This window comes from Chryseobacterium viscerum (assembly GCF_002899945.2).
Taxonomy (GTDB): Bacteria; Bacteroidota; Bacteroidia; order Flavobacteriales; family Weeksellaceae; genus Chryseobacterium; species Chryseobacterium viscerum.
Map to the genome: position 1 here is coordinate 1 of NZ_PPEG02000001.1, position 13,713 is coordinate 13,713.

General features: G+C 37.3%; 10 protein-coding genes. 2 read left to right on the forward strand and 8 right to left on the reverse strand.

The features are described 5' to 3' along the window. Positions 1 to 1,341 precede the first annotated feature (1,341 nt). The 3 genes from cysS to folE all read right to left on the reverse strand — a co-directional run bounded on the left by cysS (position 1,342) and on the right by folE (position 4,037). Positions 1,342 to 2,808, reverse strand: a complete 1,467-nt coding sequence (cysS, locus tag C1634_RS00005) for a cysteine--tRNA ligase (RefSeq protein WP_103235403.1) — start codon at positions 2,806 to 2,808, stop codon at positions 1,342 to 1,344. 125 nt (positions 2,809 to 2,933) lie between these two features. Beyond that, positions 2,934 to 3,365 carry a DinB family protein gene (locus tag C1634_RS00010; protein WP_103235402.1) on the reverse strand — a complete coding sequence of 144 codons (432 nt, stop codon included), beginning with the start codon at positions 3,363 to 3,365 and terminating at the stop codon, positions 2,934 to 2,936. Between the two features lie 3 nt (positions 3,366 to 3,368). Next, positions 3,369 to 4,037 carry a GTP cyclohydrolase I FolE gene (folE, locus tag C1634_RS00015; protein WP_034725871.1) on the reverse strand — a complete coding sequence of 223 codons (669 nt, stop codon included), beginning with the start codon at positions 4,035 to 4,037 and terminating at the stop codon, positions 3,369 to 3,371. Positions 4,038 to 4,138: 101 nt separating this feature from the next. On the opposite strand from folE, the gene C1634_RS00020 reads away from it, so the two are divergent. Both C1634_RS00020 and C1634_RS00025 read left to right on the forward strand, forming a co-directional pair. After that, positions 4,139 to 5,290, forward strand: a complete 1,152-nt coding sequence (locus tag C1634_RS00020) for a hypothetical protein (RefSeq protein ID WP_109737739.1) — start codon at positions 4,139 to 4,141, stop codon at positions 5,288 to 5,290. A gap of 91 nt (positions 5,291 to 5,381) precedes the next feature. After that, on the forward strand, positions 5,382 to 6,065 hold the full coding sequence (locus tag C1634_RS00025) for a hypothetical protein (RefSeq protein WP_103232874.1): 684 nt from the start codon (positions 5,382 to 5,384) through the stop codon (positions 6,063 to 6,065). Between the two features lie 54 nt (positions 6,066 to 6,119). Here the strand turns inward: C1634_RS00025 and metF are convergent, their stop codons facing one another. From metF to C1634_RS00050, 5 genes are all read right to left on the reverse strand, one after another. After that, positions 6,120 to 7,079 carry a methylenetetrahydrofolate reductase [NAD(P)H] gene (gene metF / locus C1634_RS00030; protein ID WP_103232873.1) on the reverse strand — a complete coding sequence of 320 codons (960 nt, stop codon included), beginning with the start codon at positions 7,077 to 7,079 and terminating at the stop codon, positions 6,120 to 6,122. Positions 7,080 to 7,086: 7 nt separating this feature from the next. Next, positions 7,087 to 9,747: a methionine synthase gene (gene metH / locus C1634_RS00035; protein WP_109737740.1), complete on the reverse strand. Its 2,661-nt coding sequence runs from the start codon at positions 9,745 to 9,747 to the stop codon at positions 7,087 to 7,089. 96 nt (positions 9,748 to 9,843) lie between these two features. After that, positions 9,844 to 10,866: a homocysteine S-methyltransferase family protein gene (locus tag C1634_RS00040; protein WP_103232871.1), complete on the reverse strand. Its 1,023-nt coding sequence runs from the start codon at positions 10,864 to 10,866 to the stop codon at positions 9,844 to 9,846. A gap of 35 nt (positions 10,867 to 10,901) precedes the next feature. Continuing rightward, positions 10,902 to 12,062 (reverse strand): O-succinylhomoserine sulfhydrylase, encoded by a 1,161-nt coding sequence (locus tag C1634_RS00045; protein WP_109737741.1) that lies wholly within the window; start codon positions 12,060 to 12,062, stop codon positions 10,902 to 10,904. A 112-nt stretch (positions 12,063 to 12,174) separates the two neighbouring features. Continuing rightward, positions 12,175 to 13,713 (reverse strand): ACT domain-containing protein, encoded by a 1,539-nt coding sequence (locus C1634_RS00050; RefSeq protein ID WP_103232869.1) that lies wholly within the window; start codon positions 13,711 to 13,713, stop codon positions 12,175 to 12,177.

Here is a 13,713-nt window from a genome sequence, read left to right on the forward strand (position 1 = left end):
GATCAAACTCTCCATTGTATGTTTGTCTGACTCACTCAAAGTTTTGACGCTTTAGTTTTTCCTTACTTGGTTGTTATATTGTATGTCAATGATCTTTATATCTTTCGCTTTATAACGAAACAATCTTTTCTGTCAGTGTTGCTCCGTATTTGCGAGTGCAAAAGTAAAACTTTATTTCTAATTGACCAAATGTTTTTGAAGAAAATTTTAAAGTTTTTTAAGTAACCTTAACTCCTCTTCTCATCACCTAATCTTCCACTCCTGCGCTCCCTTAATTGGGACTGCAAAGATAAGAACTTTATTTGAACTTGCAACTTTTTAAATGAAAAATGTTGGAGTTTTTTTTGCTCTTCCCTTTTGAAGTTTCTTATTGTTTCTGCTTATCTAAAAGCTCTTCTGCGCTACTGAATGTCTCTCGTTTTTCAGTGGGGCAAAGATAGAAACTTAACCCTAACCACGCAACTTTATTTAACATAAATTTTACCTTTTATTAATATTTAATCCTAAAACACTGGTAGGCAGAGAGAAAAATTTTAAACATTTGTTTGGGAGATCGAGAGGGAGTGTGGGAGGGTTAGAGCGTGTGAGGGTCGGAGAGTGTTTTGGGAGGGATTGGGGATGGGATAAATGTATAATGTATAATGTATAATGTATAATGTATAATGTATAATGGAAGGTATACCTATATATAATAGCAGGGGGCTTTTTTGAAAACAACTATTCTTTATTTAAGTTTGGGCTAAAAGCCAACAAGGAGGTTTTATTTTTATTAAACGTACTCCCTTCGACTAAGCTCAGGATTATAGCCCGTTGCTATTGAATTTTTATTGTCTGGAGAATTATCTGGAGAGGATCATGATTATTCGTTGGTAGGATCATCAACCACAGTGAGCACGGATTTGTACAGAGGTGGATGGGTATAATATATATAAGAGAGAAAGTTGATGATACAGAATACATCTATTGACAACCTAAAACCTGGAATTGTAATCTCAAAACCAAAAAGCTGGAACACGAAACCCGAAAATCTAATTCACAACTCATCATTCATCATTCATCATTTATAATTCCCTCCCCTAGCCCTGATAGGAATGGTTACCCCGCAGCTTGCGTTGGTGAGTGGATGGGTTCGAGGGGCGGAGTGCGCTGGGGCGAGGAGTAAAAATGGATAGCAGGAAATAGCTCCTAAGAATGTTTGAGAGGTTTGGGAGTTTGAGGGTTTGAGAAATTGAAGAGTTAAGGGACGATTTGGACTTGTAGGGGGAGAAAAAAAACATTCCGTAAGAATCCTGAGTATTTGGGATCCTTACGGAATGGTGATTGTAAAACGAAGTTGTATTTTTAGTTCAGAACATAGGATGTTCCGTCTCTTCCGTCTTTTAATTCTATTCCTTCTGCAAGAAGTTTGTCTCTGATCTGATCTGAAAGATCAAAGTTTTTAGATTTCCTTGCCTGATTTCTAAGCTCGATAAGAACCTTCAAAGTCTGATCTAGCTTTTCATTATTATTTTCTTCTACAGCCTGTAAACCTAAGACATCAAATATAAGAGCATTCAATGTCGTTTTTAAATCTTCCAGGTCTTCTGTAGAGATTGTCTCTTTGTCATCATTTAAGGCAAATATATATTTCACAGCCTCAAATAGGTGAGCAATCAGGATTGGAGAGTTGAAATCATCTGTTAAAGCTTCATATGCTTTGTTCTTCCACTCTTTCAAGTTGAAGCCAGACTGTTTTGTATCGTCTGGAGTGACAGCATTCAATACTTTCACCGCTTCCATCAACCTAATGAATCCTTTTTCACTGGCAATCATGGCATCGTTTGAAATATCCAAAACACTTCTGTAATGTGCCTGCAGGAAGCAGAAACGCACAATTGTAGGATGGAAAGGTTTTTCAAAGAAGTCATTATCTCCTGTCACAAGCTGCATTGGAAGAATATAGTTTCCTGTAGACTTACTCATACGCTGTGAGTTCATTGTCAGCATATTAGCATGCATCCAGTAGTTTACTGGTGCCGCGTCATTGCAAGCTTTCCCCTGTGCAATTTCACATTCGTGGTGAGGGAATTTAAGGTCCATCCCTCCTCCATGGATGTCAAATGTTTCCCCTAAGTATTTCGTACTCATCGCAGTACACTCAAGGTGCCATCCCGGGAATCCTTCTCCCCAAGGAGAATTCCATCTCATGATGTGAGCCGGCGATGCTTTTTTCCACAATGCAAAGTCCTGTGGATTTTTCTTTTCACCCTGGCCGTCAAGATCTCTGGTATTGGCAAAAAGCTCTTCTATATTACGTTTTGAAAGTTCACCATAGTTCAATCCTCTCCTATTGTATTCTAATACATCAAAGTATACCGAACCATTGCTTTCGTAAGCAAAGCCTCTTTCAATCAGCTTTTGAGTGAGTTCGATCTGCTCAACGATATGACCTGTCGCTGTAGGTTCAATATTGGGAGGCAAAAGGTTGAACATCTCCAATACTTTATGGAAATCTACTGTATATTTTTGTACAATTTCCATAGGCTCCAACTTTTCAAGTCTGGTTTGTTTTACGAATCTGTCATTCTCTACATTTCCATCATCCGTAAGGTGGCCTGCATCGGTAATATTTCTTACATATCTTACTTTATACCCCAAATGCATTAGGGTGCGGTAAATAAAATCGAAGGAAAGGAAAGTTCTTACATTTCCCAAATGCACATTGCTGTACACTGTAGGTCCGCAGACGTACATTCCGATATTTCCTTCTAAAATAGGTTTGAATATTTCTTTTTCCGCTGTAAGGGAGTTATATATTTTTAATTGCATTTATTTTTAAGTTAAAAGATTTAATAGTTTTAAAGATTCAAAAATTAGTTAAAAAATAATTCTGTCACAACAAATAATTGTTGCGATGAAAATTTTATCGGAAACTTTTTTAAATTTTATCATAATTAAATCGCTTTTAAATGATGCTGTAAATGGTCTACATAATCATTGATAATGAATTCCAATGTAAAAACCCGAGGCTCCGTTTTGGTAGTATCGCAGGTTCTTTGTAAGGCTTCATCCGGGATATTTTCAACTATATGAACAATCTGATAGTTCAGCGACTTCCATAGATCAATAAGATCCGCAGTCGGAACATTCTGGTAGTCCTGAGCTTTTACCCAAAAATTCTGATCGTATACAATATTTTCGTTCTCTTTATATTGTGTCACAACAAATCTACGGATATTTGTAAAAGCACTGTCACAAAGATGGCCAATAATTTCTTTTTTAGACCATTTTTCCGAAGAAATTCTATATGACCATTCTTCTTCAGTGATATTTTGAAATCTCTGAAGTTCGGCATCAATAATATTCTTAAGAATTTGGTAGTTCATTATCTAATAATCCAGTTTTGCGTGGCTTCCTACATAATGTAAGAATTCTTGTCTTGTGATAGGGTTTGTTCTGAAAATACCACTTAATTCTGCAGTAATTGTAGAACTTGCCGTATCTTTAATTCCCCGGCAGTTTACACAAAGGTGTTTTGCATCAATGATACACGCTACGTCTTTTGTTCCTAATGCTTCTTTCAAAGCATCTACGATCTGCATGGTAAGCCTTTCCTGAACCTGTGGTCTTTTCGCATAATAATCAACAATCCTGTTAATTTTTGAAAGACCAATCACTTCCCCATTGGAAATATAAGCAACGTGTGCTCTTCCTATGATAGGTAAGAAGTGGTGTTCACAAAAAGAATATACAGTGATATCTTTTTCCACCAGCATCTGGCGGTATTTATATTTATTGGAGAAAGTGGAAATTCCTGGCTTATTTTCCGGAAGAAGTCCTCCGAAAATCTCGTTCACATACATTTTGGCAACACGTTTTGGAGAATCTTTCAGAGAATCATCTGTCATGTCCATTCCTAATGTTTCCATAATCTCGCCAAAAAGCTCAGTAATTTTTTCTATTTTTTCCTGTGGCGATTTATCAAAAGCATCTTTCCTTATAGGCGTATGTTCTTTTCCAGTGAAAATATCATCGTCGTTATCAGTAAAATCAACCATTTTTATTTAATTTGCAGCAAAAATACGGATAATATCTATTTCTCTATTTCAAATATGATGAAAAACATTATCTTTTATAGCCATTTCTGATTAAAAAGCCTATGATTATTGTCGAAGAAGTACAAAACCAACTCCATAAAAGGGAATTTCTTGAATTCCCGGCAAAAATTTATCAACACGACAAAAATTACATCCGATCTTTAGATAAGTATATTGAAGAGATTTTCGATCCTGAAAAGAATAAATTCTTTAAAAATGGGGAGTGCAAAAGATTTCTATTTAAAAAAAATGATAAAACGGTTGGTAAAGTAGCCGTTTTTATCAATACCCTTTATGAGCAAAAGCAACCTACCGGAGGAATTGGTTTTTTCGACTGTATCAATGATCAGGAAACCGCCAATTTTATTTTTGATCATTGTAAAAACTGGCTTCAGGAAAAAGGAATGGAAGCGATGGACGGCCCTATCAATTTCGGAGAACGGGATAAATTCTGGGGACTTTTAATTGAAGGTTTTATTGAACCTCTGTTTGGAATGAATTACAACCTTCCCTATTACAAAGATCTTTTTGAAAATTATGGATTCAAGATTTACTTTGAACAGCTTTGTTTTACCAGACCTGTTTTTGCAGAAGTTTCAAGAATTTTCACGATTGCTCACGAAAAGAACAGAAGAAATCCCGCTATTTCGGCCCGACCTATGAAAAAGAATAATCTGGCCAAGTTTGCAAAAGATTTTACTAAAGTTTATAATAAGGCATGGGCTTGCCATGGAGAAGGAAAACATCTGGAAGAAGCTAAGGTTCTGAAAATGTTCAATACGATGAAACCTATTATCAATGAGCACATTTCCTGGTTTGTATATGAAAATGAGCAGCCGATTGCTATGTGGATCAACATTCCGGACCTCAACCAGTGGTTTAAATATCTGAATGGAAGATTCGGCATTTTTGAAAAGCTTAAATTTTTGTTTTTAAAACGATTCAAAAAGAATGAAAAAATGGTGGGGCTTGTCTTCGGTGTTGTTCCGGAATGGCAAAAGAAAGGGATTGATGGGTATATGATCTGGGAAGGAACCCAGCATTTGAGAAAACATACAGATTTTAAGATTACAGAACTGCAGTGGATTGGTGATTTTAATCCTAAAATGATCAAGATTGCAGAAACTCTGGATACTACTGTTACCCGAAAGCTGGCTACCTACCGGTATTTGTTTGACAGGAATAAAGAGTTTGAGAGACACCAGGATTTATAATTAAAGAACAATTCTTTCTTTTCACTTATTTTAATGGAATATTTGTACTTTTGAAAGTAATTTTTTAATAAACTAAATAAAACCATATACAATGAGAAAAATCATTATCAGTATCTTATTAATATCCTTCATTCCTCTTTCTGCACAGCAGATGACGACATTGAGTTATGACGGATCTCGATTACTGAATCATACGTTTTATCAGAATGGAGATTCAAACGGTAAGGGAATCAGCTATGATGACATACAGGGTACTCCTTACTATGACAAAGCATTTTCACCCGCTAAATTTATTGTTGCTGACAGAGCTGAAACTGCTGTAGCACGTTATAATACATATTTTGATGAAGTTGAGTTCAAAAAGGATGAAGAAACTTATTCTTTAGTTCCGGACAGCCCTTTTACCAGAATTGAGTTTATCAGAACAAAAGAAACATTGGTAAAGCTTGATACCGGAGATGATCTGAAAGGATATTTCTTTGAATTGGTTAATGGTAAAAATTCACTTTATAAAAAAGTAAAAACAGATTTTAAAAATGCTTTTACTGCCAGAAATTCATACGAAACGGATAGACCGGCAAGTTTTAATGCAGCGGATCCTGTTTATTATATCAAAACAGAGTCAGGATATATTAAAAAACCAAAGAAAGTAAAAGAGATTGCGGATGCTTTCCCGGCGAAAAAAGATGATATTGAAAAGTTTGCAAAATCCAACAATATTAAAATAAATAAAGAAGCAGACCTCATCAAACTGGTTAAGTTCTTAAATCAATAAAAAAATAAACCCCTGTGAAAATTCACAGGGGTTCCTTCATTATTGGTACTTTTATTAGAATAGCTCACCGGCTATTTTTTTGATGTTATCACTTTTCCCCATCGAGTAAAAGTGCAGAACAGGAACTCCAAAATCCAAAAGTTCTTTGCATTGGGTAATTGCCCATTCTATTCCGATCTGCTTCACCGCTTCATTATTTTTTGCATTTTCCACTGCATTGATCAATTCTTCGGGAAGGTCTATTTTGAATACCTGTGGCAGGATTTTCAAATGCTTCTTTGTTGCAATCGGTTTTATCCCCGGAATGATAGGAACCGTAATTCCCATTTCTCTTGCTTTCTGAACGAATTCTATATACTTTTTATTGTCATAAAACATTTGGGTAACAATATAATCTGCTCCGGCATCTACTTTTTGTTTCAGCCATTTCAGATCATAATTCATGGAAGGGGCCTCCATATGTTTCTCCGGGTATCCGGCAACACCGATGCAGAATTTATTAAGCTCGTCACAAATCTGCTCTTCGTTATGAAGATATTTTCCTCTTCCCAGGTTATTAATCTGATTCACAAGATCCATTGCGCTTGCGTGGCCGCCTTGAGTAGGCTCAAAATACTGATGCCCTTTCATCGCATCACCTCTTAAAGCCATCACATTGTCTATCCCAAGGTACATACAGTCTACCAAAAGATATTCTGTTTCTTCTTTCGTGAACCCTCCACAAAGAAGATGTGGAACAGTATCTACATTATATTTATGTTGAATGGCAGCACAGATTCCCAATGTTCCGGGACGCATTCTTGTAATACGACGTTCCATGAGCCCATTTCCTTTGTCTAAATAGATATATTCTTCTCTGGATGTAGTAACGTCAATGAAAGGCGGCTTGAATTCCATCAACGGATCTATATTGGTATAGAGATCTTCAATCCCGATTCCTTTCTGCGGCGGAACAACTTCTAAGGAGAACAACGTTTTTCCATTTGCTTTTTTAATGTGTTCTGTTATCTTCATTTTAATTTTAATCTGCTAAATTTGGTGACAACCATTTTCTCGCTTCCTGGATGCTACAACCTCTTCTTGCGGCATAATCTTTAAGCTGGTCTTCTGTAATTTTTCCTAATCCGAAATATTTGGCATGCGGACTTCCGAAATAATATCCGGAAACAGATGCTGTTGGAAACATGGCAAGGCTTTCTGTAAGGAAAACTCCTGTATTCTCTTCTACTTTTAAAAGATCCCAGATTGTTTTCTTCTCCAGATGGTCAGGGCAAGCCGGATATCCTGGTGCCGGACGGACTCCTTTGTATTTTTCCGCGATTAATTCTTCATTACTTAAGCTTTCCTGATTCGCATATCCCCAATACTCTGTTCTGACTTTTTTATGTAAAAATTCCGCGTAGGCTTCTGCAAAACGGTCTGCCAAAGCTTTTACCATGATAGAATTATAATCATCATTGGCCTTTTCATATTCATTGGACAATTCATCGGTCCCAAAACCTGTTGTTACACAGAATGCTCCCACGTAATCGGTTTTTCCAGAGCTTTGAGGAGCAATAAAATCACTTAAAGCCAGATATTCTTTTCCTTTTGATCTTTGAGCCTGCTGTCTTAAAGTTAAAAACTTAGCCTGTTCCTTATTATTTTCATCAAAAATCAAGATATCATCAGACTCATTGGAATTGGCTTTGAAGATTCCGAAGATGGCTTTTGCTGTCAACAGCTTCTCATCCAGAATTCTCTTTAGAATAACCTGAGCATCTTTAAATAATTCTTTAGCCTGAGCACCTACGACCTCATCTTCTAAGATATTTGGATATTTTCCGTGTAGATCCCAGCTTCTGAAAAACGGTGACCAGTCAATGAAAGGAAGAAGCTCCCGCAGATCCTGATTTTCGATTACTTTTATTCCTATCGTATTCGGAGTGAAAATGTCTTCGTTTTCCCAATCAATTTTAAAATGGTTTTCTCTTGCTTCTTCAATAGAAACATAATCTTTATCCACCTGTCTGTTCAGGAACTTTTCTCTGAAATCGGAATAGTCATTCTTTAAATCCGAAACATATTCTTTATTTCTGTCACCTAATAATGAGCTTACGACATTTACAGCTCGTGAAGCATCATTTACGTGAACGACAGCATTTTTATATTTTAAATCGATTTTCACTGCGGTATGTGCCTTTGAAGTGGTAGCTCCTCCGATCAATAAAGGAAAATCTAAATTCTGTCTCTCCAATTCTGATGCGATATATACCATTTCATCTAAGCTTGGTGTGATCAATCCGCTTAATCCAATAACATCTACCTTTTCTGCAATAGCCGTCTGGATGATTTTTTCGGCCGGAACCATCACTCCAAGGTCAACAATTTCATAGTTGTTACAACCCAGAACGACGCTCACAATATTTTTACCGATATCATGAACGTCTCCTTTTACAGTGGCCATTAAAATTTTTCCATTAGCCGGCCTTGCCCCGTCTTTTTCAGCTTCGATATAAGGCTGCAGATAAGCCACTGCTTTTTTCATTACCCTTGCAGACTTTACAACCTGCGGAAGGAACATTTTTCCGCTTCCGAATAGATCTCCTACAACCCCCATCCCTGTCATCAGGTTAATTTCTATAACGTGAAGCGGTCTTGCAGCCAATTGTCTTGCTTCTTCTACATCTTCTTCAATAAAACGGTCGATACCTTTTACCAATGCATAGGTAATTCTTTCCTGTAATGGATTGTTTCTCCACTCCAAGTCTTCGGTCTTTTCTTTTTTGACCGATTTGTGTTTTTCCGAATAATCGAGGAGTCTTTCTGTAGCATCTTCTCTTTTATCGAGTATTACATCTTCTACAAGTCCCAGTAATTCCTTATTGATTTCATCATAAACCTCCAGCATCGCCGGGTTTACAATACCAATGTTCATCCCTGCCTGAATAGCGTGATAAAGGAATACGGAATGCATAGCTTCTCTCACGGTATCATTTCCACGGAAAGAGAAGGAAACATTGCTCACTCCCCCACTCACGGATGCATAAGGAAGATTTTGTCTTACCCAGCGCGTAGCTTCAATAAAGTCGATGGCATTTCTTCTGTGCTCATCCATTCCCGTTGCTACCGGAAAGATATTTAAGTCGAAAATGATGTCTTCTGCAGGGAAGCCAAGCTGATTGACTAAGATATCATAAGAACGTTTTGAAATTTCAATTCTTCGTTCAAAACTGTCAGCCTGCCCTACCTCATCAAATGCCATGACAATGACTGCTGCTCCATATCTTTTTATGGCTTTGGCATGTTTTATAAATTCTTCCTCACCTTCTTTTAAGCTGATCGAATTCACTACACATTTTCCCTGAGCCACCTGAAGACCTGCTTCCAGGATTTCCCATTTGGAAGAGTCTACCATGATTGGGATTCTTGCGATATCCGGTTCGGAGGCAATTAAGTTCAGGAATTTGATCATCGATGCTTTTCCATCGATCAATCCATCATCGAAGTTGACATCCAGAATCTGAGCACCTCCTTCTACCTGATGGCGGGCAATATCTAATGCTTCAGAGAATTTCTCCTCCTTAATCAGTCTTAAAAACTTTTTGGAACCGGCAACGTTAGTCCTTTCACCAACATTGATGAAATTACTCTCCGGTGTTATGATAAGAGGCTCTAGGCCTGATAATCTTAAATACTTCATTTTATTTTTCTAAAATATAGTAGGCATTATGGTATTCTGCCTCAATCAATTCCTGTGCTTACTTAAAAGCTATAATCACAGGAAATTTCTTGCATGCTAAATAATGTTCTTTAGCAAATTCCCCGCTTTCCTTGGCGGATATTGCTCGACAAGATCAGCGATCGCTTTAATATGTTCGGGAGTCGTACCGCAGCATCCCCCGATAATATTGATCAATCCCTTTTCAACGTATTCTTTGATCTGTCTGGCCATATCTTCAGGAGTTTCATCATATTTTCCGAAAGCATTTGGTAAACCAGCATTCGGATAAGCTGAAACATAGAATTCTGAATTATGAGCCAGCGTTTCAAGGTAAGGAGTCAGCTGATCTGCTCCCAATGCACAGTTGAAACCTACGCTTAATAAATTCAGGTGGGAAACTGAGATCAGAAAAGCTTCTGCCGTCTGCCCACTCAATGTTCTTCCTGAAGCATCTGTAATGGTCCCTGAAACCATGATAGGAATTTTTATTCCTCTTTCGTCCTGTAATTCATCAATAGCAAATAATGCAGCTTTCGCATTCAGGGTATCAAAGATGGTTTCTACTAAAAGAATATCTGAACCTCCATCCAATAAAGCTTCACACTGCTGCCTATAAGCCACTCTCAATTCGTCAAAAGTAATAGCTCTGTATCCGGGATCGTTAACATCCGGGCTTAAGCTTGCCGTTCTGTTGGTAGGTCCGATAGATCCAGCTACAAATCTCGGTTTGTCAGGATTTTGTGCTGTGTATTCGTCACAGGCTTTTCTGGCAATCTTTGCAGACTCATAGTTCAGATCATATACCAGATCTTCCATGTGATAATCTGCCATCGCAATCGTAGTTCCTGAAAACGTATTGGTTTCAATAATGTCAGCTCCGGCTTCCAGATATTTCTTGTGAACTTCTTCAATGGCTTGGGGCTGTGTAAGAGAAAGCAGGTCATTATTTCCTTTTACAGGATGCTCCCAGTCTTTGAAACGCTCTCCACGGTAATCTTCTTCTTCAAACTTGTATCTCTGAAGCATCGTTCCCATCGCACCGTCAAGAATTAAGATTCTTTCGGATAAAGCTTTATATAATTGTTCTGAATTTTTCATTTTTAAATGTTTTGGCTACAACCTGTTCTATTGAATTAATCCAAAGCTTGTTTTAAATCTGCAATGATATCTTCTACATTTTCCAATCCTACAGAGCAACGAACCAGTCCTGCTGTAATTCCTACTTCATTTCTCTCTTCGTCTGACAGTTTGGAGTGTGTAGTGGATGCCGGATGGGTAACGATCGTTCTTGTATCACCTAAGTTAGCAGACAATGAACACATTTGTATCTTATCTAAAAAGTTTCTTCCGCCTTCAATTCCGCCCTTTATTTCAAATGCTACGATATTTCCACCAAGCTTCATCTGTTTTTTTGCTATTTCATAACTTGGGTGGGATTTCAAGAATGGATATTTTACCAAGTCTACATTGGGATGGTTTTCTAAAAATTCGGCTACCTTCAAAGCATTTTCACAGTGCTTTTCTACACGAATCGCCAATGTTTCCAGGCTTTTTGATAATACCCAGGCATTAAAAGGAGACAATGCAGGTCCTGTATTTCTTGCGAAAAGATAAATTTCTCTGATCAGGTCTTCTTTTCCTACTGCTATTCCTCCCAACACTCTTCCCTGTCCGTCAATCAATTTCGTTGCTGAATGTACAACAACATCTGCACCATATTTGATCGGCTGTTGAAGGTAAGGTGTTGCAAAACAATTATCTACAATGAAAATAAGATTATGCTTTTTGGCAATCTGTCCGAAAAACTCAAGATCCAGGATTTCGATCGCTGGATTGGTAGGCGTTTCAAGGTATAATATCTTTGTATTAGGTTGAATATATTTTTCAACATTCTGAGCATCTTCTGCTTTGAAATAAGAAGTTTCAATATTCCATTTCGGGAAATACTTGGTAAACAAAGTGTGTGTAGATCCGAATACAGACTGACAGCTTACAATATGATCTCCGGCATTCAAGAGTGCAGCAAATGTAGAATAGATGGCCGCCATCCCCGTTGCAAAGGCATATCCGGCTTCTGCACCTTCCATCTTAGCAATCTTATCGGTAAACTCTGTCACATTCGGATTAGAGAAACGGCTGTATAGATTTTTAGGTTTTTCTTCTGCAAAGCTTGCTCTCATATCTTCTGCATCCTGAAATATAAAGCTGGAGGTAAGATATAATGGCGTGGAATGTTCATCAAACTGAGATCTTTCAGTCTGGGTTCTTATTGCTGATGTTTCAAAATTTTCCATATAGTTTTAATTGATCAATTTCACAGTGTAACCATCAGATTCTTCGCTATGCTCAGAATGACAATTGCCGTTATGGCTACACTGCCAAATTGGTAGATTCTTACATTAAATATTATTTAGTTTCACTTACTCTTAAAATATCTCCGAATACTCCTCTGGCTGTTACTTGTGCTCCGGCTCCGGCTCCCATAATCACGATTGGATTTTCTCCATAGCTTTCTGTATAAATTTCAAAGATAGAATCGGAACCTTTTAACTGTCCTAATGCTGAAGTTGCAGGAACTGAAATCAATTTCACATCCAATTCACCTTTATCTTTCTGCAAGTCACCATGTAAGTCACCCACATATCTCAACACATGACCAGGCTCCTGATTTTCTTTAATTTTCTGGTATTCCTCATCCAGTTCATCCAATCTTGAAAGAAATTCTGATTTTGAAACTTCAAGTAAGCTTTCCGGAACAAGGTTTTGGATATTAATATCTCCGAATTCATTGATCAGGTCTAGTTCTCTTGCTAAAATCAATAGTTTTCTTGCCACATCATTTCCGGATAAGTCTTCTCTCGGATCCGGTTCTGTATATCCTTTTTCCAAAGCTTCGTTGATGATGGTTGAAAATTTATCGTCTCTCAAAGAAAAATTATTGAATACATAGCTCAGTGTTCCGGAGAATACTCCTTTGATTCTTGTGATATTTTCTCCTGAAAGGTGTAATAATTTGATGGTATCAATTAATGGCAAACCAGCTCCAACATTGGTTTCATATAGATAACGTCTGTTGTTTTTACTCAACGTATATCTTAGTTTTCTGTACTCCTCAATTGGAAGGGTATTGAAAATTTTGTTGGAAGAAACCAGATCGAATCCGTTTTCTGCTAAAGCATGATAGTTCTTCACAAAATCCTTACTCGCTGTGTTATCCACAACAATCAGATTCTCCAGTTGATTTTCATTAGAGAAATTGATCAGTTCTTCTACATTCGATGAATGTTCTGCTGTCAAAACCTCATCACCCCAATTGGCATCAAATCCTTTTTTGTTGAAGGCAATTTTCTTTGAGTTGGCTACTGCAACTACTCTAAGGTCTATTTTTTTACGCTTTTTAATTTCTTCTGCAGATTCCAGTACCTGCTGTATCAATGTCTTTCCTACATTTCCGTGACCAATGATTGCCAGATGAACCGTCTTTGGTTTTTTGAAAATTTCAGATTCTATGATGTTTTTTGTTTTTTCATCCTGTGAAGAAGTCACTACGATATTCACTCTGTTTTCTCCAGCTACCTGATTCAGCAATAATGGGAAAACATTGTTTCTTGCCAGTTCGGCAAAGACTTTATTGAAATCTTCTGCTACAAAACCGATCACAGAAACATTATTGATACTATAGATTTGAGAAACTTTTCCAGATTTTCTTTCTGCTTCGAACTCATCAATAAGACAAGCTACTGCTTTTTCTGCATCAATTTCCTGAACCAAAATAGAAATTCCGTTTTCTATGGCCTGCTGGGAAATTACTCCTACACTGATACGCGCTAAAGTAAGCGCTTTAAAAATTCTTCCGTCAATCCCGATTTCTCCCAGGAAATCTTCTCCTTCAAATTTGATGATTGATCTGTTCTTCAAAAATTTTATTTCGTTAGCATTTTTCAT